The organism is Rhizobiaceae bacterium (assembly GCA_023953845.1).
Taxonomy (GTDB): domain Bacteria; phylum Pseudomonadota; class Alphaproteobacteria; order Rhizobiales; family Rhizobiaceae; genus Arvimicrobium.
Genome location: JAMLJC010000001.1, coordinates 1,144,789 through 1,165,118, shown reverse-complemented (window position 1 = coordinate 1,165,118; position 20,330 = coordinate 1,144,789). Strand labels below are relative to the sequence as shown.

Annotated in this window: 18 protein-coding genes; 13 read left to right on the top strand and 5 right to left on the bottom strand. The window is 64.2% G+C overall.

Annotation, left to right across the window (positions count from 1 at the left end; genetic code table 11):
• Positions 1 to 15 precede the first annotated feature (15 nt).
• The 7 genes from M9955_05795 (at position 16) to M9955_05765 (ending at position 8,083) form a co-directional block, all read left to right on the top strand.
• Positions 16 to 909 carry a branched-chain amino acid ABC transporter permease gene (locus tag M9955_05795; protein MCO5081157.1) on the top strand — a complete coding sequence of 298 codons (894 nt, stop codon included), beginning with the start codon at positions 16 to 18 and terminating at the stop codon, positions 907 to 909.
• Positions 902 to 1,798, top strand: coding sequence for a branched-chain amino acid ABC transporter permease (locus M9955_05790; protein ID MCO5081156.1), 897 nt, complete (start codon positions 902 to 904; stop codon positions 1,796 to 1,798). Before M9955_05795 ends, M9955_05790 begins: the two co-directional genes overlap by 8 nt.
• Positions 1,785 to 2,567, top strand: a complete 783-nt coding sequence (locus M9955_05785) for an ABC transporter ATP-binding protein (protein MCO5081155.1) — start codon at positions 1,785 to 1,787, stop codon at positions 2,565 to 2,567. The genes M9955_05790 and M9955_05785 overlap by 14 nt, the downstream gene beginning before the upstream one ends.
• A 2-nt stretch (positions 2,568 to 2,569) precedes the next feature.
• Complete coding sequence (locus M9955_05780; protein ID MCO5081154.1) at positions 2,570 to 3,292, top strand: ABC transporter ATP-binding protein; 723 nt, start codon at positions 2,570 to 2,572, stop codon at positions 3,290 to 3,292.
• Between the two features lie 19 nt (positions 3,293 to 3,311).
• Positions 3,312 to 3,665 carry a RidA family protein gene (locus M9955_05775; GenBank protein MCO5081153.1) on the top strand — a complete coding sequence of 118 codons (354 nt, stop codon included), beginning with the start codon at positions 3,312 to 3,314 and terminating at the stop codon, positions 3,663 to 3,665.
• Between the two features lie 24 nt (positions 3,666 to 3,689).
• Positions 3,690 to 7,181 carry an indolepyruvate ferredoxin oxidoreductase family protein gene (locus tag M9955_05770; GenBank protein MCO5081152.1) on the top strand — a complete coding sequence of 1,164 codons (3,492 nt, stop codon included), beginning with the start codon at positions 3,690 to 3,692 and terminating at the stop codon, positions 7,179 to 7,181.
• A gap of 170 nt (positions 7,182 to 7,351) precedes the next feature.
• The gene (locus M9955_05765; protein MCO5081151.1) at positions 7,352 to 8,083 is read left to right on the top strand and encodes a GntR family transcriptional regulator; all 732 of its coding nucleotides are present in this window, start codon (positions 7,352 to 7,354) and stop codon (positions 8,081 to 8,083) included.
• Here M9955_05765 and M9955_05760 read toward each other — a convergent pair.
• Complete coding sequence (locus M9955_05760; GenBank protein MCO5081150.1) at positions 8,071 to 8,811, bottom strand: TetR/AcrR family transcriptional regulator; 741 nt, start codon at positions 8,809 to 8,811, stop codon at positions 8,071 to 8,073. The two genes, M9955_05765 and M9955_05760, sit on opposite strands and share 13 nt — an antisense overlap.
• Positions 8,812 to 8,931: 120 nt before the next feature.
• Here M9955_05760 and M9955_05755 point away from each other — a divergent pair, with 120 nt between their 5' ends.
• The 5 genes from M9955_05755 to M9955_05735 all read left to right on the top strand — a co-directional run bounded on the left by M9955_05755 (position 8,932) and on the right by M9955_05735 (position 14,104).
• Positions 8,932 to 9,681, top strand: a complete 750-nt coding sequence (locus tag M9955_05755) for a glucose 1-dehydrogenase (protein ID MCO5081149.1) — start codon at positions 8,932 to 8,934, stop codon at positions 9,679 to 9,681.
• A gap of 8 nt (positions 9,682 to 9,689) precedes the next feature.
• Entirely contained in the window at positions 9,690 to 10,895 is a 1,206-nt protein-coding gene (locus M9955_05750; GenBank protein ID MCO5081148.1) for an acyl-CoA dehydrogenase family protein, read from the top strand.
• 44 nt (positions 10,896 to 10,939) lie between these two features.
• Entirely contained in the window at positions 10,940 to 11,947 is a 1,008-nt protein-coding gene (locus tag M9955_05745; GenBank protein MCO5081147.1) for a phosphotransferase family protein, read from the top strand.
• 378 nt (positions 11,948 to 12,325) lie between these two features.
• Positions 12,326 to 13,132 (top strand): DeoR/GlpR family DNA-binding transcription regulator, encoded by an 807-nt coding sequence (locus M9955_05740; GenBank protein ID MCO5081146.1) that lies wholly within the window; start codon positions 12,326 to 12,328, stop codon positions 13,130 to 13,132.
• 45 nt (positions 13,133 to 13,177) lie between these two features.
• Positions 13,178 to 14,104, top strand: coding sequence for a helix-turn-helix domain-containing protein (locus M9955_05735; protein ID MCO5081145.1), 927 nt, complete (start codon positions 13,178 to 13,180; stop codon positions 14,102 to 14,104).
• 64 nt (positions 14,105 to 14,168) lie between these two features.
• On the opposite strand, the gene M9955_05730 is transcribed toward M9955_05735, so the two are convergent.
• The gene (locus M9955_05730; protein MCO5081144.1) at positions 14,169 to 15,113 is read right to left on the bottom strand and encodes a phosphotransferase; all 945 of its coding nucleotides are present in this window, start codon (positions 15,111 to 15,113) and stop codon (positions 14,169 to 14,171) included.
• Entirely contained in the window at positions 15,110 to 16,066 is a 957-nt protein-coding gene (locus M9955_05725; protein MCO5081143.1) for a phosphotransferase, read from the bottom strand. The genes M9955_05730 and M9955_05725 overlap by 4 nt, the downstream gene beginning before the upstream one ends.
• A 215-nt stretch (positions 16,067 to 16,281) precedes the next feature.
• Between M9955_05725 and M9955_05720 the strand changes: the two genes are divergently transcribed.
• Positions 16,282 to 17,682 carry an amidase gene (locus M9955_05720; protein MCO5081142.1) on the top strand — a complete coding sequence of 467 codons (1,401 nt, stop codon included), beginning with the start codon at positions 16,282 to 16,284 and terminating at the stop codon, positions 17,680 to 17,682.
• A 46-nt stretch (positions 17,683 to 17,728) separates the two neighbouring features.
• Here M9955_05720 and M9955_05715 read toward each other — a convergent pair whose 3' ends face one another.
• Positions 17,729 to 19,396 carry an ABC transporter ATP-binding protein gene (locus M9955_05715; protein MCO5081141.1) on the bottom strand — a complete coding sequence of 556 codons (1,668 nt, stop codon included), beginning with the start codon at positions 19,394 to 19,396 and terminating at the stop codon, positions 17,729 to 17,731.
• Positions 19,393 to 20,328 (bottom strand): ABC transporter permease, encoded by a 936-nt coding sequence (locus M9955_05710; GenBank protein ID MCO5081140.1) that lies wholly within the window; start codon positions 20,326 to 20,328, stop codon positions 19,393 to 19,395. Before M9955_05710 ends, M9955_05715 begins: the two co-directional genes overlap by 4 nt.
• Positions 20,329 to 20,330: the final 2 nt, after the last annotated feature.

Here is a 20,330-nt window from a genome sequence, read left to right as displayed (position 1 = left end):
GCGGAGGGTGGCCTCATGATGCAGTTTCTGGTCGATTCGCTGCTCAGGGCAGGGGACCTCATGCTGGTCACCCTCGGGCTCAGCACCGTCTACGCCATGGTCCGGTTTCCGAACATGGCGCAGACGGAATATGCCACCATCGGCGCGTTTCTGGGACTTGTGCTCTCGGGCTTCGCTCTGCCGCTGTGGCTGTGCGTGATCATGTCCGCCCTGCTTACCGGCGTGATCGCGGTGGTGCTGCACCGCTTCGCCTTCGCAAGACTCCTCAGGAGTTCGCCCGTCATAGCCATGATCGGCTCGCTGGCCGTGGCGATGATCATCCGTTCGGGCATACAGGCCGTGGCCGGGACGCGTTCGGAACGCTTCGATCTGCCGATCGACGTTCCGCACCAGTTCATGGGCGCGGTCATCACCACGACGCAGATCGTCATCCTCGCGGTCACGGCGCTGGTCGTGATCGCCTTCCTGATCCTGCTGTTCAAGACCAATCTCGGCCGCTCCATGCGCGCCGTCGCCGCGCAGCCGGATCTGGCGCGGGCCTGCGGCATCTCCTCGGGCCGCGTCGTCGACATCATCGGTTTTCTCGGCGGCGCCTTCGCGGCGATAGGCGGTGCGCTGCTGGCGATCGGCAGTCAGGTTCATTTCAATCTCGGACAGGACCTGCTGCTGCCGGTCTTCGCGGCGGCAATCGTCGGCGGTCTCGGCAGCCCGATCGGCGCGATCTTCGGCGTGCTGCTGCTGGCGATCGTCGAAACGCTGGTCACCAACATCAATTTCGGCCCGCTGGCAGGCGAGACCTTCCTCTACGTGCCGCTCGCCTACGGCCCGGCCGCCGGCTTCTGCCTGCTCGTCATCACGCTCATGTTCAGGCCGCGCGGCCTTTTCCACAGCGAGAGCAAACGTGTCTGATTTCCTGCTTCACGTTCTGATCGTCGCCGCCCTCTACGGCATCGTCGCCATCAGCCTGAACCTTCAGGCCGGCGTCAGCGGCCTGATGAATTTTGGCCAGATCGCGTTCTACGGGATCGGCGGCTATGCCGCCGCGATCTCCGCCAGCGCCGGTTATCCGGTGCCTGTCGGCGTCGCCATCGGCGTCGTCGTGGCGGCTGCGGCAGGGGCGCTCATCGGCCGGCTGGGGCGCAATCTGGACGCCGAATACTGGGCGATCGCCACGCTCGGCATCGCCGAAATCTTCCGTATCGTCCTCATCAACGAAGGTTGGGCAACTGGCGGCGCCGGCGGCATCGGTGCGCCGGTTCGGCTTTTCCCCGGACTTGCCGGGCGCACGGAGCTCTTCGCTATCCTGGCGCTGGCCGTCGTCGCGCTGCTCGTCTGCCTCTTCATCGCCAGCAGGTTGACGGAAGGGCAGTTCGGCCGCATGCTGAGACTGCTGCGCGAGCAGCCGGACCTATCGGTCTCGTTCGGCCACGATATCGTCTGGTGCAAGGTCCGCGCCATGGCAATCGGTGCGGGCATCGCGGCGCTCGGCGGCGCGCTGTCGACCTACTACATCGCCTATATCAGCCCCGGGGACCTGATCCCGTTCGGCACGTTCCTGATCTGGACGATGGTCATCATCGGCGGCATTGGCAACCATTGGGGCGCCCTGCTCGGCGCCTTCGTGGTCCAGTTCATCTTCGTCGGCGCATTGTTCCTGAAGGACGTGCTGGGCTTTCCGTCCGAGCTCGCCGGCGCGTTGAGAATGATGATCGTCGGCATTCTCCTGCTCACCTTCCTCATGACCCGTCCAGAAGGCGCGATCCCCGAGCGGTTGCGGAAGATAGATGCTCAGAACTGAGGGCGTTTCCAAGAGTTTTGGCGGCTTCGAGGTGCTGAAGCACGTGTCTCTCGAGGTCGCGCAGGGCGAGATCGTCGGCCTGCTGGGGCCGAACGGTTCGGGCAAGACGACGCTGCTCAACATCGTCTCGGGCTTCCTTCGGGCCTCCGGCGGCCGCATTTCCTATGACGGCCGCGAGATTGGCGCGATGGCGCCGCATCGCATCAGCCAGCTTGGCATGCGCCGCACTTTCCAGCTTCCGCGCATGCCGGCGAAGATGAGCTGCGCGGAGGTGCTGCTGACCTCCGTCCAGCAGACCTCCGGCAGCGGCGTATTCAGTCTCTTCCTGCAGCCCGGCAAGGTGCGTCAGGAAGAACGCGCGGCCCGGCGGCGCGTGTTCGACATGATCGAGAGGCTGTCGCTCGGTCCGGTCGCCGACCGGCCGGCCGCCGCGCTTTCGGGTGGCCAGCAGAAACTGCTGGCGCTGGGAGCGGCGGTTCTGGGTGGGGCGAAACTGCTGCTGCTCGACGAGCCGACTGCGGGTGTCAATCCCGCCCTCAGGCTTACGCTTGTCGACACGCTCCACGAGATCCGCAAGCAGGGCGTGACGCTGGTGGTAGTCGAGCACGATATGGGTTTCATCGGCAAGCTGTGCGACCGCTGTGTCGTGCTGGACTGTGGCACGATCATCGCAAACTGCAAGCCGTCCGAACTGCTCGACAACCGGGAAGTGGTGGAAGCCTATCTCGGCCGGGGCGCGAAGCGTATGACCGCTCCGGTGGAGGCCTGATCATGTCCCTCGAACTGACAGACGTCTGGGCGGGCTACGTTCCCGGCGTGGACATCCTCAGGGGCCTCTCGCTAAAAGCGAGTCCCGGCGAGATCGTCACCATCATCGGGCCGAACGGCTCGGGCAAGTCGACCAGCCTCAAGGTCGCCGCAGGCTATCTCGGCGCCCGTACCGGACAGGTCTTCGTCGACGGCCGACCGGTCGGCGATCTGTCCGTGGATCGGCGCGTTCGGCAGAGCGGTATCGCCATCGTGCCACAGTCCGACAATGTCTTCGGCTCCTTGACCGTCTGGGAGAATCTCGATCTCGGCGGCACCTTCATGCCGGCCGCAGACCGTCGCCGTCGCATGGAGGAACTGCTGGCGGCGTATCCGATGCTGAAGAGAAAGCTGCGGGACAAGGCCTTTTCCATGTCGGGCGGCGAACGTCAGGTGCTGGCGCTGGCCCGCGCCCTGATGCCGTCGCCGCGATACCTGCTCCTGGACGAGCCATCGGCCGGCCTGTCGCCGCTGATGCTGACGGAGGTGTTCGACGCCATCGTGGAGATCGTCAAGCGGACCGGCATTGCAGTGCTGCTGGTCGAGCAGAACGCCACCGAAGCGCTGGCCATCTCCGATCGCGCCTATGTGCTGGTGCTGGGGCAGGTCGCGCTGTCGGGCGCGGCGGAAACCATCCTCGCTGACGATCAGGTTCGTCAGCTCTATCTGGGCGGCGAAGCCGTCTGACCTACCAAGGAGAAAGCCAATGTCGAACATCGTCCGCCACGAAGCCGGGCCGCGCATGAGTCAGGCGGTCGTCCACGGCGACCTCGTCTACACCGCCGGCCAGGTCGCCTTGCGCGCACCAGGCCAGTCCGTAACCGAACAGACCAGGGACATCCTTGCCAAGATCGACGAGCTTCTGACCGCGGCCGGCAGCGAGCGTTCGAAAGTCCTCACGGCTACAATCTGGCTGTCCGACATCGGCACCTTCGCCGAGATGAACGCGGTATGGGACGCCTGGGTCGCGCCGGGGCACACGCCGGCACGCGCCTGCGTCGAGGCGCGGCTGGCCGCTCCGCAGTTCACGGTGGAGATTCAGGTCACCGCCGCCCGCTGAGGCGATCAGCACAGGAGAGGCGCGATGGGTGTTGCAGTGAAGACGGAGCAGCCGCTCGCCGAGGTGTCGCTGGGCGACAAATATGACCTCGACAAGGATCTGATCTACCTCACCGGTACCCAGGCGCTCGTCCGCCTGTGCCTGATGCAGCGCGAACGTGACCGCCGTGCCGGCAAGCGCACGGCCGGGTTCGTGTCCGGCTATCGCGGCTCGCCGCTCGGCGGCGTCGACCAGCAGTTCACGCGCGCCGCGCGCGAGCTGAAAGCGGCCGACATAAAGTTCCAGCCGGGCCTCAACGAGGATCTTGCCGCCACCGCCGTCTGGGGCACCCAGCAGGTGACGATGCGCGGTGAGGGCCGCGTCGACGGCGTCTTCGCCGTCTGGTACGGCAAAGGCCCGGGCGTGGACCGCACCGGCGACGTCTTCCGCCACGGCAATCTCGCCGGCAGCGATCCGAATGGCGGCGTGCTTGCGTTGCTTGGCGACGATCACGTGGCGGAATCCTCCACTACCGCACATCAGAGCGAATATGCGCTGGTCGACGCCATGATGCCGATCCTGTCGCCGGCCGGCGTGCAGGAAATCCTCGATTACGGCCTTTACGGCTTTGCCATGAGCCGCTTTTCCGGAACATGGGTTGGGCTGAAATGCGTCAAGGACACGGTTGAATCGACCACCATCGTTCGCGGCGGGGTCGATCGCGTGAATATCGTCATGCCGACCGACGTGGCCATGCCGGCGGACGGCATCAACATCCGCCCGCGCGACGGCTTCCTGCCGCAGGAAGAACGGCTGCATCGCTACAAGATTCCCGCCGTGCAGGCTTTCACCCGCGCCAACGGCCTCGACAAGCTGATCTTCAAGGGCGGCTCTGCGCCGCGCATCGGCGTCGTCTCCGCCGGCAAGAGCTATCTCGACGTCCGGCAGGCCTTGCAGGATCTCGGCATCGAGGCTGCCGACGCGGAGGCGCTGGGCGTGCGGCTTTACAAGATTGGCGTGACCTGGCCGCTGGAGCCGCAGGGCATTCTTTCCTTCGCGGAGGGTCTCGATCTCGTTCTTGTGGTCGAGGAGAAGCGCGGCCTCGTCGAAGGCCAGATCCGCGATATTCTCTATGGTCGGTCGGGCGCCCCTATCGTCATCGGCAAGAAGGACGAGCAGGGCGACGAACTGCTTGCGTCCTATGCGGCGCTCGACATCAACGACATCGCGATCGCCATCGGCCGCAGGCTTGAGGAGCGCGGCGGCGGTTCGGAAGCGCTGGGCGAGCGGCTGAAGCGCATCGAGGCAGCCCAGCAGCGTTTGCACACGACCGGCGACGTCTCCAACCGCACGCCTTATTTCTGCGCCGGCTGCCCGCACAGCACGTCGACCAGAATTCCTGAAGGTGCGCGCGCCTATGCCGGCATCGGCTGTCACTACATGACGCAGTGGATGGATCGCTCGACCGAAGGCTACACCCAGATGGGTGGCGAGGGCGCCAGCTGGGTGGGAGAGGCAGGCTTCTCGACGCGCGATCACGTCTTCCAGAATCTCGGAGACGGAACCTACAACCATTCCGGCTCGCTGGCGCTGCGTTTCGCGGCAGGCTCCGGCGTCAACATCACCTACAAGATTCTCTTCAACGACGCCGTCGCCATGACGGGCGGCCAGCCCCATGACGGCGGCCTGTCCGTTCCGAAGATCGCTGCGCAGGTGGCGGCCGAAGGTATCTCGCGGATCGCCGTCGTCACGGACGATTCCGACAAATATCCGCGCAACACGCCCTGGCCGTTCGGCACGTCGATCCATCACCGAAGCGAACTCATCCCGGTCCAGCAGGAGCTGGCGAAGGTGAAGGGCGTTACCGTGATGATCTACGATCAGACCTGCGCCGCGGAGAAGCGGCGAAGGCGCAAGCGCGGCACATTCCCCGACCCCGATCGCCGCATCATCATCAACGAGCGCGTCTGCGAAGGCTGCGGCGACTGCGGGGTGCAATCCAACTGCGTCGCAGTCCAGCCGGTCGAAACGCCGATGGGCCGCAAGCGGCGGATAGACCAGTCCGCCTGCAACAAGGATTTTTCCTGCGTCGAGGGCTTTTGCCCTTCCTTCGTATCGGTGAGCGGCGCGAAGCCGCGCAAGCCCGCGCCGGTGAAAGCCGCGGCGTCGTCGGACATCCGCCTCTTCGATCCGGTGCTGCCGGAAATCGACGGCACTTACAACATCCTCGTCACCGGTCTGGGCGGCACGGGCGTGGTCACGGTCGGCGGCATATTGTCGATGGCTGCGCATCTGGAAGGCAAGGGCTGCGGCGTTATCGACATGGCCGGGCTCGCCCAGAAGGGCGGCGCGGTGTTCAGCCACATCCGCATCGCCAGGGAGCCGGAAGACATCACCGCGATCCGCATCGGAGCCGGCGGCGCCGATTTCCTGTTCGGCGGCGACATAGCGGTCGCCGGTACGGCGAAGGCGCTGGCCGGAGTGAAGCAGGGCCGGACGAGGGTCGTCGCCAACACGGCCGAAGTGCTGCCGGGCGATTTCACCCGCAACATCGAATTTTCATTGCCGGTGGAGCGCGTAAAGCGCGCTCTTTCGGCCGCGGTGGGCAAGGAGAACAGCCACTTCGTCGACGCCAACCGCATGGCGCTGGCGCTTCTGGGCGACACGATCGCCGCCAACCTGTTTCTGCTCGGCTATGGCTGGCAATCCGGCGCGGTGCCGCTTTCCGAACAGGCCTTGATGCGCGCCATCGAGATCAATGGCGAGGCGGTCGCCATGAACAAGGCGGCGTTCGAATGGGGACGGCGGGCGGCGATCGACCCGGAAGGCGTGACCCGGCTGGTCGAGGCACGCGGAACAAAGAAGGCGGCAGCCGCCGAGACCGAAGAACAGATGCACGCGCGCCACGTTGCCTTTCTCACCGCTTACCAGAACGCCGCTTACGCGGCACGCTATGCGGGGGTTGTAGAACGCGTGCGCAAGGCGGAACCCGTTGGACGCCGGCAGTTCAGCGAGGCGGTCGCGCGCAGTCTCTTCAAGCTGATGGCCTACAAGGACGAATACGAAGTCGCACGCCTCTACACGGACGGCGCTTTCCTCGCCCAGCTTGCCGACACGTTCGACGGCGACAGGCTTCGGCTGAGATTCCACCTTGCGCCGCCCATTCTGGGACGTAAGGACCCGGTGACCGGCAGACCACGCAAGACCACTTTCGGACCCTGGGTGCTGCCGCTCTTCCGCATCCTCGCCCGGCTGAAGGGGCTGCGCGGCACGAAACTCGACATTTTCGGCTACACGAAGGAACGGCGCACCGAGCGGCAACTCGTCGTCGACTATATCGCTCTCATCGATCGCCTGCTGTCGAAGCTTTCCGGCGAAAACTACGACATCGCCGTGCGTATCGCAGAACTGCCACTGAAGATCCGCGGTTTCGGCCACGTCAAGGAGCGCAATCTGCAAGCCGTGAAGACGGAGGAGGTGGCGCTTCTTGCGCAATTCGAACGCCCTCGACAATTTGTCGTGGAGGCAGCCGAGTAGAGATATGGCAGGACTCCCTGCGTAAGGCGTTTTGCCGCGGCTAGAGACCTCCCGGTGGAACGGGAACCTTCCTCCTCGCGGTTTGTATGAGGGCGTCGATCTGCTACCAGAAGCAAAATGTCGCGTGGCGGGAATACGGTCATGCCGCGCGGAGATTCGAAGGAACGTCAGTGAACGAACACAGCATGCCAGCGAAGACGCCAAGGCGCAGGGAGCCCAAGGTCATCCAGGGCCGTGGCGCCGGTGGCAGCGCCATGACGAGAAGCTATGACGGGCTTCGCAACCTGATCCTCAGCTACGACATCAAACCGAATGAGCGTATCAACGAGGTTGAACTGGCGAAGCGTTTTGGCGTCAGTCGGACGCCGGTCCGCGAAGCGCTGAACCGGCTCGTCGTCGAACGGCTGTTGCAATTCGAGCCGTCGGTGGGTTTCTTCCGGCCGAAGATCAATACGCAGGAAATCATCGATCTCTACGAATTGCGGGTCATCCTCGAGACGGAGGGTGTCCGCCTCGCCATACAACGCGCCGCCGACAGCGAGATCTGCGAACTCATCGACTTCTGGACCGGCGCCTACAACAACCGGAAGACCGCTACCAGGGACGAGACCATCGCCAATGACGAGGCGTTCCACGAGCGCCTCGTCGGGCTGAGCCACAATCAGGCGCTGGTAGAGGCCCTGCGCAAGCTGAATGCGCGCATCCATTTCATCCGCTGGGCCGACTCGTCCGGAGAAGGCCTGCACGAGGTGAGCTATCTGAAGCATCTGGAACTGCTGGAAGTCCTCCGTTTGCGCGACGAGAAGAAGTCGATCGAGGTTCTGCGCAACATCATCGTCAAGCGTCAGGAGGAAATCGTCGACATCCTGAAGGAAGGCGCCGCCAAGCTCTACATCTCCTGACCCGCTGGCTGCGCCGGTTCGGGCGGCGCCGCATCCTCTCCGTGGCGCATCAGCGCGCGTTCCACGAATGCCGTCGTTGCCGCGACATAGGCGTCGATGGAGGTGCCGCGCTTGCGGTATTTGGCGCGCTTCACGTACCAGTCCTGCAGCAGGGGCTTTATCAGCGCCGCCGCGAGGCCCGGATCTGCTACATGGAAGACACCTCGCGCGGCACCCCGCTCGATGATCTGCGCAATCTCGCTTTCCGTCCGCAACTCGCTTTCCACGGCCGCGCTCCTCGTCTTCTTCGGAAAAGACTTCGCCTCCATGTAGGCGAAGGCGAACCAGGGCTGCATTATCTCGGTCAGCCGGATATGGCCCTCAATCACCCATCGCAGATGTTTCGCCGGATCGTCGTGAATCTCGAGCGGGACGGCTGCGAACAACTCCGATACGGCGTTCTCCACTTCCTCAAGGATCATCACCAGCAGCGCGTCCTTGCTGTCGAAGTAGGAATAGAGCCCGCCCATGCTGAGACCGGTCTCGTCGGCCAGATTGCGTAGCGAGGTGGCGTGAAAACCCTGCCTGTTCGAAAGTTTCAGCAAAGCGGCGACGATGCCGACGAGATTCTTTACCGCGACCTGCGGCTTTTTCACGCGGATGTTCGCCGCGTGTCGCTCGAAGATACGCGTGCACAGATGCTCGGGCGTGCGGGCGCCAAGCAAATTCGCGAATGATCGCTCCGTCACTGCCCACCCCCTCTTCCCGCTTCGCATGCCGGCCATGTCATGCACGATGCACGGCCACCTTGCCAAGACTGTCGTTGCCAAGATATATAGCGAGCGTTCGCTCGTTTTTGAAGTCCGGATATGTTTGATCTACAAGGCAGGACGGCATTCGTTTCGGGAGCTTCGGCAGGCCTAGGCAGGCATTTCGCCGCCACGCTCGCGGCTCATGGCGCGCATGTCGTTGTCGCAGCGCGCCGCGTCGATGTGCTTGAGGCGTTCTGTGCCGAGATCGCGGGGGCGGGCGGCAGCGCCGAAGCCGTCGCGCTCGACGTTGCCGATCCGGCCTCGGTCGCCGCTGCCATAGGATCGTCCGCGCGCTGTCCGGACATCATCGTCAACAATGCCGGCGTTTCGGATTCGAAGCCGGCGCTCGACATCGCGGCGGACGACTGGGATCGCGTCCTCGACACCAATCTCAAGGGCGTCTTCCTCGTCGCTCAGGCCGCCGCGCGGAGGATGAAGGCCGAGGACAAGAGCGGCTCGATCGTCAACATCGCATCCATTCTCGGCCATCGCGTCGCGGGCAGCGTCTCCTCCTATGCGGCCAGCAAGGCCGGCGTCATACGCCTGACGGAAGCGCTGGCGCTCGAATGGGCGCGCTACGGCATCCGCGTCAACGCTCTATGTCCGGGCTATATCGAGACGGACCTCAACCGCGATTTCTTCTCGAGCGATGCCGGCAAGGCGCTCATCAGGCGCATTCCGCAGCGGCGGCTGGGCCGCGCCGGGGAACTCGACGGCGCCCTCCTCCTGCTCGCCTCCGACGCGGGCAGTTTCATCACCGGCTCGTCCATCGTCGTCGATGGCGGCCATCTCGTCTCATCGCTCTAGGTCGTGTCATGGATTTCAGGATTTCGCCCCGCATCGAGGATTTCCGCAGCCGCATCGCGGCTTTCGTGGAAGATCGCGTCCTGCCGCTGGAGGCCGACCGGTCGAACTATGACGAGCACGAGAATATCCGGCTCGATCTTGCCGACAGCCTGCGCGCGGAAGCGCGGTCGCAGGGTTTGTGGTGCCTGCAGTTGAAGCCAGAGAGCGGCGGGCAGGGTCTCGGCAAGGTCGGCATGGCAGTCTGCTACGAGGCCATGAACCGCTCGATCTTCGGCCCCATGATCTTCAACTCCGTTTCGCCGGACGACGGCAACATGATGCTGCTCGAGGCCGTCGCCACGCCGGCGCAGAAGGAGCGCTGGCTGAAGCCGATCGTGGACGGCACCGTGCGCGGCGCCTTCGCCATGACGGAGCCACACCCCGGCGGCGGGTCCGACCCGTCGATGATGCTGACGACCGCGACACGCAAGGGCGATCGCTACGTGGTGCGCGGCCGCAAGTGGTTCATCACCGGCGCGGGGGAGGCCAAGCACTTCATCCTGATTGCCCGGACGTCCGAGGATCCCCGCAAGGGGTTGACGGCCTTCCTGTTCGACCGCGATCAGCCCGGCTGGCGCATCGAGCGGCGTATCCCGATCATGGGACCGGAGGAGCATGGCGGGCACTGCGAACTGGTGTTCGAAGGCCTGGAGATTCCTGCCGAGAACATACTGATGAAGGAAGGCGACGGGCTGAAGGCGACACAGATCCGCCTCGGGCCGGCGCGGCTTACACATTGCATGCGCTGGCTCGGTCTGTCGAAGCGCTGCGTGGAGATCGCGCGCATCTACGCGGCCGAGCGCTTCGGGTTCGGTCAGCGCCTGTCGAAGCGCGAATCGATCCAGATGATGCTCGGCGACCTCGCCATGAAGATCGAGATCGGCCGGCTTCTGGTGATGAAGGCGGCATGGGCGCTCGACGAGGGCTCCTTCGCGCGCAAGGAAGTCTCGATGGCCAAGGTGCATGTCGCCAACCTGCTGCACCAGGCCGCCGACACCGCACTCCAGATCAACGGCGCGCGCGGCTATTCCAAGGACACCGTCATCGAGTGGATCTATCGCTATGCCAGGCAGGCGCGGCTTGTGGATGGAGCCGACGAGGTCCACAAGATGGTTCTCAACAATCACCTCGAGCAGGAAGGCAACGATTTCTGGTCGTGGCCGGTGGCGAAATAGGACTCGCCGGAAACCGTTTTGCGAACAAGGCTGCGATGCAGGCGATGATCCCGGAATTCTCCGTCGACCGGCTCGACGATTTCCTGGCCGCGCGGTTCGGCAGGGCGCCGCTCGGCATCGAGCGCGTCGGTGGTGGTCAGTCCAATCCGACGTTCTTCGTGCAATACGGCGCGCGGCGGATGGTGTTGCGTAAGAAGCCGGCCGGACCGATCCTGCCCGGCGCTCATGCGGTCGAACGCGAGTACCGGGTGCTGAAGGCGCTTGAGACAACCGACGTGCCGGTTCCGAAAACAATACTGCTCTGCGAGGACACTGGGATCGTCGGCACCCCCTTTTACCTGATGGAGCGGCTGGAGGGCCGCGTCTTCCATGACGCCTCGCTACTCGAGGTGGAGGCAGGCGAACGCCGTGAGATCTACTTCGCGATGGCGGATGCCATGGCGAAGCTGCACGCCGTGCGCCCGGATGCCTTCGGTCTCGGCGACTATGGGCGTCCGGGCAATTATTTCGCGCGGCAGATTGCCCGCTGGTCGCGGCAATATGAGGAATCGCCCGGGGAACGGATTCCGGCGCTCGATCAGGTCATCGAATGGCTTCGGAAGAACCAACCGGACGACGACGGCTGCGTGGCGATCGCGCATGGCGATTTCAGGCTGGGCAACATGCTCTTCCACCCGACCGAACCGCGCGTCGTCGCGATCCTCGACTGGGAGCTCTCGACCCTTGGCCACCCGCTGGCGGATCTCGGCTTCTGCTGCATGCCGTGGCGTAGCGCGCCGGACGAGTATGGTGGGATATTGGGGCTCGACCGGAAGGCGCTCGCGCTGCCGGCGGAAGACGAGTTCGTCGCCCGCTACTATGCCTCCGCCGTTCCCACCCCGGTGCTGACGTCATTCCACGTGGCGTTCGCGCTGTTTCGCTTCGCTGTCATTTTCGTCGGCATCGCCGATCGCGCACGCGCCGGCAACGCCGCCGGCGCCGATGCGGAAAAGGTGGCGCCGCTTGCGACATCCTTCGCCATCCGCGCAGCGGAGGCGGCCGGGCTCGCCTGAGTGTATTGAAAGGCCTGCATTCTCTCCTGATTGTCTGCTGAACGAGTTCAGGCTTGCCGGCACAGGAAAGCCGAATGCCTTCGCTGTGATCCATACCGACGGCGTGCCGAGATATGTGCGGCTTGTTCATGCCATTCCCAACTACTGCGAGCCTGACGCCCGATCGCACCGGCGTCTGCGGCGGAAATCAGCGCCAGTAGCTCGATCCGATGTTGGAAGATTCCACATCCCAAATGCAAAACTTGCCGCGATTTGCGCCCTTTCACGCATTTTTGCGCTATGCACGCGATTCTTTGTGTGGACAGTTGCAACATTTGGTGCAACTCTCCTATCAAGGCCGTTCGATCTCATGCAGCCGGCCCGCAGATGAGGCCTGTTTTGCAGTTGCCAACGGACATCGTCAGTCTAGCGGAGCCGCGGCTTTCAAAAGCCGAGCGTCACGAGCGGATCGTCTCGGAACTGAATGCGTCTCCCACGATCCGGGCATCGGAGCTCGCGTCGGCATTGGGGGTCTCGCATGAGACGATCCGGCGGGACCTGATGGAGCTCAACGACCAGGGTCTCATCAACCGCACCTATGGCGGCGCAGCACGTCCATTCGCATTCGAAGCACCTATCCACGAGCGCCTGCGCTTCAAGATCAACGAGCGCCAGCGTATCGGCGGCGCTGTCTGCAAGCTCTTTGCCGAGAACGAGGTCATCCTCCTCGGGGCCGGCGCGACGACGAATCATGTGGCGCGCTGCATGGCGGCGCGGTGCCGCAATCTCACCGTCATCACCCATGATTTCGGTGTGGCGGAGGCCTTGTGCCACAACCCGACCATCCGCACGCTTTTTCTGGCCGGGCGCGCACATCCGGGCGAGCGCTACGTGTTCGGGCAGCAGACGCTGCTCGGCATCGAGTCCTTTCAGGCGAACTGGGCTGTGGTCGGCGCTTCGGGAGTCGACCGGCACGGCATCTATGATGCCGACGACGAGGCCGCCGCGATCTATCGGGCGATGACCATGCGCGGCGCGCGCTCCGTCCTTGTGGCCGATGCCACCAAGTTCAACCAGCCATCGCTGATGCCCTTCGCGAACTGGCAGGACATCGATGTATTTGTGACGGACGAGGCCCCCGAAAGCGGCCTCGATCAGGCCATCACGAAGTCAGGAGTGAAGTTGATCGTCGCGAACGGCGCGTAAGACGCCGGGCGGCTCCGCCGAGTTGTCGCAAAAAGGGGAATGCGCATGTTGGTTTCGTCGGGTCACACCAAGCAGGCCGCCGCGAGTTTCGAGTACAGGCTTGGACGCGTTTCGATCTCGCGCGTGGACTGCGACAGCGCGCGTCACACAAATTCTGGAAGCGGAGACAGCCGCGGCAGCGCGCTTCCGGCCTACGACGTCATCATCCCGGAGAGGAAGACGATAAGCTTCTGCCAGGACGATCGCAGCGGCGAGGCTCATCACGGCGCTTATCTGCTTCTCAAAAGCGACCGCTTCTACGAATTGTCCTCGCATGAAGGGCTGAGCTACTGGCGTATCGTGATACCGGCCGCTGACATGCGCAGCCGCCTGTCCTCCATCGAGGACCATCTCGGAATGCGCTTCGATCAGGACAGCCGCATGGCGGAATTGCTGCATGGTCTGGTCTATATGATCGTGCGTACGTTCCGGCACGAAAACCCGCCAAATGCCGAGGCTTTCGCGACCGAGATCATTAATTTCGTCACGCTGGTGCTCGGTTCGGAACAGCGTCAGGAAGCCGCGATCGGACGCCATACGCGCTATCGGCTGAAACAGCGCATATTCGATTATGTCGAAGACAATCTCAACGACGCGAATCTGTCGCCGAAGAAGATCGCCAAGGCCAATCGCATCTCGCTGAGCTATCTCTACAAGCTGTTCAGGGACAACAACACGACCGTTGGCCAGTTCATCCAGGCGAAGCGGCTGCAGCGCGCCTACGAATTGCTGGTCGCCGATCCCAAGGCTGCCGTCACCGTTTCCGAGATCGCCTATCTGGTGGGCTTCAAGAACGCTTCGCACTTTTCGCGTGCCTTCAGCCAGCATTTCCGCATCGCGCCGCGTGACGCCCGACAGTCCGGGCTGGTCCGCCAGGATACGGCCTTCAGGGCGAAGCCGCAGGTCGCGTTGCCCGCCTTTCAGGCCGCATAGGGGAAGAGCCCGGACCGGGCAGCCAGTTCCTGAGCTGCCCGATCGACAGCGTGGACCGAGCGGCTCAAATGGCGCGGAGCCAGTCGTCCCAACGGTGATCGTAGAACAGATCGCGGGCGCGCATATATTTCCAGACGCCGTATTTCTGGAAGTCGAAATCCCAGTCGTTCAACTTGCGGCACACGACCGCCCAGGATGCCCATTTGAGATCGGCGAGCGCGCGGCAGACATAGACGCGCGCGACGAGGTCCGGACGCACCTCTCCATAGTACATTTCCAGCAGCTCCAGCGTTTTCCTCTCGTCGAAGAACATCTCTCCGAACAGGACGCCGAGCTCGTATGCGCGCTCGTTCGTGGAGGCAAATTCATAGTCGATCAGCTTCATCGGCTTGTTCTCGGCAACCAGGAAATTGCCGGGCATGGGATCGTTGAAGCACGAGACGAGATCGAAGCCGGAGGCCGTGAAGGCCGCCCGCGCCCGCTCGTAATAGTGAAGCAGCCAAGGAAGATCCTCCGGCAGCCACGATCCCAGTGAACGCGCCTGCTCGAAATGCTCGTCGATAAGATCGAAGATCGTCTTGGTGAGCGACAGCTTCGGACCGCCATGGAACGTCTTGTAGAGGTTCATCACCCGTTCCTGGATCGATGGGTCGCCGAAATCCGTCGTCGTGCAGGCGCGGTAGCCATCGAGGAATTCGTGCACCTCGAGTCCATCCGCGGCGTCGAAGAACACCACGCGCGGGGCGATGCCCAGACGATGGGCGTTATTCGCCGCTTCGTTGGCCGCCTCGCGATTGATGAACATCTCCGTTCCCTCGCCGGGGATTTTCAGGAAATAGTCGGTACGATCGCCCGCAACCTGGATGCGCCAGTTGCGATTGTTCAAACCGCCGACCAGCATGCCGTAGACGACGTCCCGGCCTTTCCACTCGGGCACCCGGCGGATCGCCGCCTCCACATCGTGCTCGTATTGTGTCCGTGCCTCGCCGAGACGCCGTTTGACGATCATGCAGCCCTCCGCAGATGTTCGCCGAACCGTGGCTCGCGCACCGCCATGCGAGCCCTGAGAAAACGCCAGTTGGCGAATTTGTAGAACTCGTTCACGCGCCGCTCGGACAAATGGGCCTGGATCGCCGCAATCAGGCCCCAGCGCAGGTCATCGGCGACGCCCATGATGCGCGCACGATCGAAGGCCGCTTCGTCGAGATCGGGGAAGTTACGGCGGAACGCGTCGCGGGCCTCCGGCTCAAAGGGAAACGCCTCGACCAGAAAGCTGCCGGCATCTTCCAGCGGATCGCCATTCGCCGCCCTGTCCCAGTCGACGAGGCGGACCTCGCCCTGCTTGTTGACGAGGATATTGGACACGTTCCCGTCGCCATGGATCGGCATGCTGGCGCCGCTTCCCTTGCCGATCTGCTCGGCGGCGAAGCGAAGCGTGTCGACCAGCCACGGCGTGTCGGCAGGCGTCGGGGCGCCGCTGGAAAGAACTATGGCGTGGAAGCGCTCGATATCGGCGAAGACATCGACGTCGCCCGACAGAGGCGCCACCTCGCCAAACCGCCTGCGCGCGTCGAAAACCTTGTCGATGAAGGACGGGTTGCGGCAGGCCTCGAGCCCGGCCACGCGCCATTCCCCGGTCAGGTCCTCGGTGATCAGCACGCCGCTGGCCGCGTCCGCCTTGATCACGCGCGGGCCGATGCCGGCGTCGCCCGCCCTGGCGGCCGCGTCGAAAGCCGCCTTGACGTCGATGTAGAACGCCGTGTCGGCATGCATGGACTTGATGAACAGAGTGGCGCCGCTCTCCTTGTCACGCGCCAGCAGCGAATCGCCGTCCACACCGCGCCAACTCGGCGAGGCGAGCACCGGGATGGCCGGCTCGATGACCACCGGTCTGTCCGCCCAGCCCGGCACCTGGGCGAGCAGGTCCCGCACCGGGTCCTTCTCCTTGTCGCTGTCTGTCATCGTCCCATCCATTACCGATGTTCTTGTCCCGGCTGATCGACCGTCATGTTTGCACGGCATTGCCGCGGCTGTCATGCGGCGCGTCACCGCCGGGCTTGTCTCCTCTTCCACGAAAACATGATCCTGATCCAAAATGGATGCGGCGTGCACGCTGCCCGGCTAGGCTCCAAGCATGGAGGCCAGTTCGGCCCACACGTCTAACAGGATCAAGATGAATGTCCGTGAGCGATCTGGCCAATACGAGCGTACGTGCTCTTACGAGCGCTTTCAGCAAAGGCGACCTGTCACCCGTGGAGGTGCTCAAGGTCGTCCTTGACCATGTTGACCGGTTCAACGGCGAATTGAACGCCCTCTTCTCCATCCGGCCGGAGGAGGCGCTGGCCGCGGCGCAAGCCTCCGAGAAGCGCTGGCGCGACGGCAGACCAATGGGCCTGCTCGACGGCGTTCCGATGACCGTCAAGGACAGCGTGGCGATGAAGGGCTGGCCCTATTTCCATGGCATCGCCGCCAACCGCAACGCGCCGCCCTCGCAGATGGATTCGCCGCCCGCAGCCCGCCTCAAGGAAACCGGGGCCGTCATCTTCGCCAAGACGACCATGCCGGATTGCGGCCTGCTCGCGGCAGGGGTCAGTTCCCTGTTCGGGATCATCCGCAATCCCTGGAACACAGCCTTCAATACGGGCGGGTCCAGCGCCGGCGCCGGCGCGTCGCTTGCGAGCGGGATGGGGTTCCTCTCGGTCGGTTCCGACATTGCCGGCTCGGTGCGCTGTCCGGCCAGCCATTGCGGGCTCGCCTCTATCAAGCCGACTCAGGGCCGGATTCCCCATCTGATGCCGGAATTCATGCGCTCGGCGGGGCCGCTGGGGCGCACGACGGAGGATATGGCCCACCTGATGACCGTGCTTTCGGGCGCGGATGAGCGCGACCCGTGGAGCTTCCCGCCGGAAGCCACGCAATATCAGGACGCGCTCTCCCGCGACGTGAAGGGCTTACGGATCGGAATCCTGACCGACATGGGTTTCGGCCCGAAGCCCGAGGCGGCGGTGGTCGAGGCGGTCGAGGATGCAGGCCGCGCGCTGGCGGCCGACGGAGCGATCGTCGAGCCGTTCGTCTCGCCGCTCGACGAGGATTGCTACGAGCCGATCGATCGCTGGCTGATGATCCGCGGCTATGCCGAGATGCTGTCGCTGCCGCCCCATGAGCCGGACGAGTTCCTGGATTATGTGCGCGACTGGTGCCAGCCGGCCAAGACCATGAGCGCGCTGGACGCCTGGGTGCTGCTCGGCCAAATCTCTCGCATGCGCGTCAAGCTGTTCGCGGCGATGGAGGGATTCGACTATCTTCTGGCGCCGACCCTGCCCGTCGTGAACTTTCCGGCCGAGGAACCCGGCATGTTCCGCGACAAGCCGCTCGGGCATACCGTCTTCACGGCCATGTTCAACCAGACCGGCCAGCCGGCATCGTCCGTCTGTTTCCGCCTCGACGGGCGCAAGCTGCCGATCGGCGTGCAGGTGGTGGGCCATCGCTTCGACGATCTGGGCGTGCTTCAGATCACCAGGGCGCTGGAGGAACGTCGCGGCTTCGCGATGGACTGGCCGACCGAACCGCGCCACTGACGCAGCCCGGCCGTCCGCAAACGAAGCGGACGGCCAAACCACCGGATCAGCCGATGACGGCCTCGACCATCATCTCGTTGCGGGCCTCGAAGGGCTTTTCGTCGAGGGTGGGGGCCGCCGCCAGAAGCGTCTGCGTGTAGGCATGTTTCGGGTCGAAGAATATCGAACGATTGTCGCCGATCTCGACGATCTCGCCGAAATACATGACCGCGATCCTGTTGCAGACTTTACGCACCATGGCGAGGTCGTGCGAGATGAAGACATAGGTCAGGTCGCTGCTTTCCTGCAGCTTGGCGAAAAGGTCGATCAGCTTGGCCTGCTCGCCCTGGTCGAGAGCTGAAAGCGTCTCGTCGAGGATGAGCAGCTTGGGCTCCAGCACCAGCGCGCGGGCGATCGAGATGCGCTGGCGCTCGCCGGTGGAGAGCGCGTTCGGAAGATCGTCGTAGATCGCCGGCGAAAGACCGACTTCGCTCATCGCATGCTTCACCTTCTCGCGCATTTCCCTGGCGGGCACACTGCGAAGACGTAGGCCCTCCTCGATCATGCGCCCGACCGTGGTGCGCGGTGGCAGGCTGTTGTAGGGGTCCTGGAGCAGAAGCTGGAACTCGCGCCGCTTTTCGAGCAGCTGCCTGCCCGTATACTTGGCCAGCGACTGGCCGTTGAGCAGGATTTCGCCGCTGTCCGGCTCCTCCAGCCAGGTCAGCATGCGGGTGAGGGTCGATTTTCCGCAGCCCGATTCACCGACGATGCCGAGATTCTCGCGCGGCTTGATGTCGAAGGACACGTTGCGGACGGCCCGCACGTCGTTGAACTGGCGGAAGGTGCCTCGCTTGCGGACGTGATAGGTGCGCGACACGTTGCGCACCTGCATCAGCGGCTTGTCATCGGGCCGCGACCGGTCCGGCGGCGTCTCGTTCGTGGACCAGATGCGCGGCACATGGCCGATCGCCTCGCGCGTATACTCGGTATGCGGCCTGGCCAGCAGGTCCTCCGTCGCCTGCTCCTCGATGATCCGGCCTTCATGCAGCACGCCGATCCGGGTCGAGATCTGGCGGAGCGAAGGCAACGAGGAGGCCAGAACGACGACGGCCATCTTGCGCTTAAGGCAAAGGTCCTTGAGCAGCGTGATGATCTGCGCCGCAACGGTCACGTCCAGCGGCCGGACAATATCGTCGGCGATCAGCAGCGCCGGATCGGCGCACAGCGCGTCGACGATCATGGCGCGCTGCATCATGCCGCCCGAATATTTCGAGGGATAGTCGTGGAAGCGGTCCTCGGGCGAGGCGATCCGCACCTCCCTCAGCAGGTCGAGCACGCGTCGTTCAGCCTCTTCCCGCGTCAGTTCGGGGCGGACGCAGCGCAGCTTCTCGACGATTTGGGGGCCGACCGGAACGGTCGGGTCCAGCGCGCTCTGCGGCTTGGCGCCGATATAGGCGACGTCGCGGCCGGTCACCACCCGATCGGCGCCCTGCGAGCCGATGTCGCGGCCCGCGAAGGTGACGGAACCGCCGGAGCGGTGGACGCCTTCCGGAAGCCAGTTGGCCAGCGCGCGCCCTAGCATCGTCTTGCCCGCGCCGCTCTCGCCGTAGATCCCGTAAATCTCCGAGGTCGCGACGGAGAAGGTGATGTCGTCGAGCAGCAGCCTGTCTCCCGCCGCGACCTTGAGCCCGGCGACGTCGAGAAGAGCCGGACCGGGAGATACCTGTTCGCTCATCGGGCGCCTCCATAGACGGCGTTGCGGGCTTTCTCCAGCGACGAACCCATCAGGTTGATCGAGGTCAGCGCAATGGCGAGAAAGACGCCGGGCATGGTCGCTATCCACCAGGCGTTGATGAGATATTTTCGCGAGTCCGCGATGATCGAGCCGAAAGACGGCGTCGGAGGCTGGATGCCGAGGCCGAGGAAGCCAAGGATCGCTTCGAAAATCATCATGCGGGCGATGTCGAGCACGGCCACGAAGGCGATCGGCGGCAGTATGTTCGGCGCGGCGTAGAGCAGCAGGATGCGCCAGTCGCCCGCGCCCAGCACGCGAAGACCCCGCACATACTCCTTCTCGCGCTCCGTCACCGCAGCGCTCCGGGCGACGCGCGCATAAAGCGGCCAGCCGGAGAGACCGAGCACCAGGATGATGGTCGGCACCGTCGGCCTGGAAATACCGAGGATGGTGATGGCGAGGATGATCATCGGCACCGACAACTGCGCATCGGTGATGCGCATGATCACCGTATCCCACCACTTGCCCTTGAAGCCCGCGACGAGACCCAGCCCGCAACCGACGACGAACATCACCACCACGGTGATGATGCCGATCATCAGCGAATAGCGCAGGCCGACCAGACAGCGCATGAGCATGTCGCGGCCGAGTTGGTCGGTGCCCAGAGGATGCAGCCAGCTCCATTTCTCGCCGATGAACAGCGGCGGCAGGAACTTGTCCTTCACCGCCATCTTCGTCGCGCTCACGGAACTGATCTCGGGCCATATGAGCGAGACCAGCACCATCACCACGAAGATCCAGAACCCGAACTGGAAGGTCTTGGTGCGCCACGCCTTCTGCATGATGCGCCGCGTGACCGATTTGTCGCCCTGCTGCGCCAGCGCGGCCGCGTCCGCCTGCTCGTTCTGGGAAATCGCCAGTGTGTCCGCCATGG

What these genes read in the sequence shown, in the direction of transcription:
- M9955_05785 (MCO5081155.1), top strand. Translation starts at nt 1,785, where the DNA reads ATGCTCAGAACTGAGGGCGTTTCCAAGAGTTTTGGCGGCTTCGAGGTG.
- M9955_05750 (MCO5081148.1), top strand. Translation starts at nt 9,690, where the DNA reads ATGGATTTCAGGATTTCGCCCCGCATCGAGGATTTCCGCAGCCGCATC.
- M9955_05710 (MCO5081140.1), bottom strand. Translation starts at nt 20,328, where the DNA reads ATGGCGGACACACTGGCGATTTCCCAGAACGAGCAGGCGGACGCGGCC.
- M9955_05730 (MCO5081144.1), bottom strand. Translation starts at nt 15,113, where the DNA reads ATGATCGTCAAACGGCGTCTCGGCGAGGCACGGACACAATACGAGCAC.
- M9955_05720 (MCO5081142.1), top strand. Translation starts at nt 16,282, where the DNA reads ATGTCCGTGAGCGATCTGGCCAATACGAGCGTACGTGCTCTTACGAGC.
- M9955_05795 (MCO5081157.1), top strand. Translation starts at nt 16, where the DNA reads ATGATGCAGTTTCTGGTCGATTCGCTGCTCAGGGCAGGGGACCTCATG.
- M9955_05735 (MCO5081145.1), top strand. Translation starts at nt 13,178, where the DNA reads ATGTTGGTTTCGTCGGGTCACACCAAGCAGGCCGCCGCGAGTTTCGAG.
- M9955_05780 (MCO5081154.1), top strand. Translation starts at nt 2,570, where the DNA reads ATGTCCCTCGAACTGACAGACGTCTGGGCGGGCTACGTTCCCGGCGTG.
- M9955_05725 (MCO5081143.1), bottom strand. Translation starts at nt 16,066, where the DNA reads ATGACAGACAGCGACAAGGAGAAGGACCCGGTGCGGGACCTGCTCGCC.
- M9955_05770 (MCO5081152.1), top strand. Translation starts at nt 3,690, where the DNA reads ATGGGTGTTGCAGTGAAGACGGAGCAGCCGCTCGCCGAGGTGTCGCTG.
- M9955_05755 (MCO5081149.1), top strand. Translation starts at nt 8,932, where the DNA reads ATGTTTGATCTACAAGGCAGGACGGCATTCGTTTCGGGAGCTTCGGCA.
- M9955_05745 (MCO5081147.1), top strand. Translation starts at nt 10,940, where the DNA reads ATGATCCCGGAATTCTCCGTCGACCGGCTCGACGATTTCCTGGCCGCG.
- M9955_05775 (MCO5081153.1), top strand. Translation starts at nt 3,312, where the DNA reads ATGTCGAACATCGTCCGCCACGAAGCCGGGCCGCGCATGAGTCAGGCG.
- M9955_05715 (MCO5081141.1), bottom strand. Translation starts at nt 19,396, where the DNA reads ATGAGCGAACAGGTATCTCCCGGTCCGGCTCTTCTCGACGTCGCCGGG.